This is a genomic window from Klebsiella sp. GG_Kp173 (assembly GCF_040062415.1).
GTDB lineage: Bacteria > Pseudomonadota > Gammaproteobacteria > Enterobacterales > Enterobacteriaceae > Klebsiella > Klebsiella quasipneumoniae.
In genome coordinates this window covers 1-2,026 of record NZ_JBEAFZ010000060.1, presented here as the reverse complement: position 1 = coordinate 2,026, position 2,026 = coordinate 1, and the positions used below count along the sequence as shown (strand labels likewise).

Genomic DNA, 2,026 nt, shown 5'->3' with positions numbered 1-2,026 from the left:
TACCCCTCGATAAACGACGCCTCGTCATCGAACAGGAAGCAGCGGTCGAAGTCGCCGTCAAAGGCGATACCCATGTCCGCCTGATGCGCACGCACCGCGTCGGCGGTGTCCTGGCGGCACTCCGGCAGCAGCGGGTTCGGGATACCGTTCGGGAAATGGCCGTCCGGCTGGTGATGCACCTTGATAAAGGTCACCGGCGCCCCGGCCGCCGCGAAGCGTTTCTCCACCTCATCAATCACGTGCCCCGCCGCCCCGTTGCCGGAGTTCACCACCAGCTTCAGCGGACGGGTGAAGTTCGCCAGGTCCACGTAGCCCATCAGGTGGTCGACGTACTCCTTCAGCACCGATATCTGGCGCAGGGTCCCGCGACGCGCCGGGTCCACCGGCGGGAACTGGTTTTCCTCCGCCAGGCGCTGGATATCCCGCAGGCCGGTGTCGCCGCTGATGGGCTTCGCGTTCTCGCGCACCAGCTTCATGCCGTTGTAGTTCATCGGGTTATGGCTGGCCGTCACCTCGATGCCGCCGTCCACCCCGAGGTGGAAGGTGGCGAAGTAAATCTCTTCCGTGCCGCTCAGGCCGATATCCAGCACGTCGGTGCCGGCGTCCATCAGCCCGCGGGCCAGCGCCAGCTTCAGCGACTCGCTGGTGAGGCGTACATCGCCCCCCACCACTATCTTCCCGGGTTTCAGAAATTCGCCGTAGGCGCGGCCGATACGGTAGGCGATGTCCTCGTTCAGCTCCTCGCCCAGTTCACCACGGATGTCATAAGCCTTAAAGCATGTTAACTGTGTCATTCTGCGTTTTGTCCCGAAAAAAATTAGCAACGACCATACTGGTCTTTAATACGAATAATGTCGTCCTCGCCGAGGTACGACCCCGACTGGATCTCCAGCACTTCCAGCGGAATGCGGCCCGGGTTTTCCAGGCTGTGCTCGGCGCCAATCGGAATAAAGGTGGACTGGTTCTCGGTCAGCAGGAACTGCTTGCCGTTGACCGTCACCTGACCGGTGCCGGCGAGAATGACCCAGTGCTCGGCGCGGTGGTGGTGCATCTGCATCGAGAAGGCGCCGCCCGGTTTCACGGTGATACGGTTGACGTTGAAGCGCGGGGTCTGAACCACCACGTCGCAGCGGCCCCAGGGACGGTAAATCTCGCGGTGGCGCTTGTACTCGCTGCGCTGGTTCTGCCTGAGGAACTCGACCGCCTTCTTCACGTCCTGGGAACGCTCGCGGTTCATCACCAGCACGGCGTCCTTGGTGCTGACAATCACCAGGTTCTCCACGCCGATGGCCGCCACCAGCTTCTCGTCGCTGTTGATGTAGCAGTTTTCGCTGTTGTGCACCCACGCGTCACCGCTGAGGACGTTACCCTGCTCATCTTTCGGGCTGACCTCCCACAGGGCGGACCAGGAGCCGACGTCGCTCCAGTCGGCATCGAGACCGACCACCACCGCGTCGGCGGTTTTCTCCATCACCGCGTAGTCCACGGACTCGTCCGGGCACTCGCAGAAAATGTCATGCGGGATGCTGATGAAGTCGCTGCCGTTATCGGCGGCGTTCACCGCGGCCTGGCAGGCTTCGAGGATATCCGGGCGGAATTTGGCCAGCTCGGAGAGGTATTTTTTGGCGCGGAACATAAACATGCCGCTGTTCCAGTAGTACTCCCCGGAGGCGAGGTAGGCCTCAGCGCGCTCGCGGTCCGGCTTCTCCACGAAACGGGCCACCTGGTACGGGGTGTGGGCGCTGTCGGTGAGGGCCACGCCGCGCTGGATGTAGCCGTAGCCGGTTTCCGGGGCGTTCGGCACGATACCGAAGGTGACCAGATGGCCTTCATCGGCATACTGCTCGGCGACGCGGATGGCGTCGTGGAAGACCGGCTGGTTATTGATGATATGGTCGGCGGCGAGGACCAGCATCAGCGGGTCATCGCCGTGACGGGTGGCCTGAAGGGCCGCCAGGGCGATGGCCGGGGCGGTGTTGCGTCCGACCGGCTCGAGAATAATGTTGTTGGACAGCTTGTTGAGCTG

General features: G+C 62.8%; 1 protein-coding gene and 1 pseudogene. Both read right to left on the bottom strand.

Features of this window, described 5'->3' with window-relative positions; all coding sequences use genetic code 11:
• Nucleotides 1–794 (bottom strand): annotated as a pseudogene (rfbK, locus tag ABLU50_RS16120) (O9 family phosphomannomutase RfbK); the annotation flags it as partial.
• A gap of 23 nt (nucleotides 795–817) precedes the next feature.
• The coding region (locus ABLU50_RS16115) for a mannose-1-phosphate guanylyltransferase/mannose-6-phosphate isomerase (protein ID WP_177338259.1) at nucleotides 818–2,026 on the bottom strand (1,209 nt) is incomplete at its 5' end.